We start from the raw sequence: 1,064 nt of genomic DNA, 5'->3' as shown, positions 1-1,064 counted from the left end.
GCCACGACCGGCCGGCCAGCTCCGCGAGCACCGCGGCCTGGAGCAGGAGTACGACGACCAGCGCGACCACGCCGAACGGCCCGACGTCCGGCTTCTTCATGATTTCCAGCGCCGCCGCCCCGCGCCGGTACGACCCCAGCGCGTCCACGGTGTCGGCCAGCCCGTCGAGGTGCAGCCCCCGGGTCAGCAGCGCCCCCGCCGCGACGGTCACCCCGGCCGCGACCAGCGGGGGCGCGAGCGCGGCGGTCAGCAGCAGCACCGCCGCGAGCAGCGCGCCGAGCAGCGCCCCGACCGCCGGGGCGAGGGCCATCGCGACGCCCGCCACGTGCCGGTCGATCCGGCCGGCGCGGACGGGCAGCGTGGTGAAGGTGGTGACCGCCAGCCGGAGGCCGGCGGCGAGGCGTGGGTCAGTCGGCACGTCGGCCGGGGGAGACCGGCTCGTCGGGGCCGGTCGTGGTGGGCCCCGGGCCGGCCGGCTCGGGCTCGGCGAACTCCGGCTCCGGCTCGATGGTGGCCGGGCCCGGTCCGGCCGGTTCCGGCTCGGCGAAGTCCTCGTCGTCCTCGTCGCCGCGCAGCGACGGGTGCATCGGCAGGGCGGCGGCGAGCGCCAGCGCCGAGCGCAGCAGCGGCAGGGTGGCCAGCGCGGTCGCCCCCTCGCCGAGGTCCAGCCGCAGGTCCACCAGCGGGGTCAGGCCCAGCACGTCGGCGGCGAGCCGCACCGCCGGCTGGCCGCCGTGGTCGGGCAGCAGGCACCAGTGCCGGGCCTGCCCGGCGAGGTCCCGGCTCACCATGCCGGCGGCGACGCCGACCGGGCCGTCCAGCAGCACCGGAACCCGCCGGGCGGTCGCGCCGAGCAGCACCCCGGTGGCCACCGCGACGTCGCCGCCGCCCAGCTCCGCCAGGATGTCCTTGGCGTCCCGGGCGGACCGCCGGGTGCGGTGCAGCGCGTCCCGGACGGCGGCGCAGCGGACCATCCAGGCCGCGTCGTCGTACTGGCCGTGCTCGGTGAGCACCCGGCCCAGCACCGCCGGGGGTTCCGCGCCGGCCGTGGCCGCGAGCACCGC

2 protein-coding genes are annotated in these 1,064 nt (G+C 79.5%); both read right to left on the bottom strand.

The features are described from left to right. A partial coding sequence (locus ACWEVO_RS37065; protein ID WP_452312030.1) for an adenosylcobinamide-GDP ribazoletransferase occupies positions 1-418 on the bottom strand: 418 nt, incomplete at its 3' end. Further along, positions 408-1,064: nicotinate-nucleotide--dimethylbenzimidazole phosphoribosyltransferase (locus ACWEVO_RS37060; protein WP_452312029.1), on the bottom strand; the 657-nt coding region annotated here is incomplete at its 5' end. The genes ACWEVO_RS37060 and ACWEVO_RS37065, both read right to left, overlap by 11 nt.

The sequence above is a fragment of the Micromonospora sp. NPDC003776 genome (assembly GCF_053605645.1).
The sequence above is the reverse complement of the archived record's forward strand: the minus strand, read 5'-3'. Positions and strand labels throughout refer to the sequence as shown.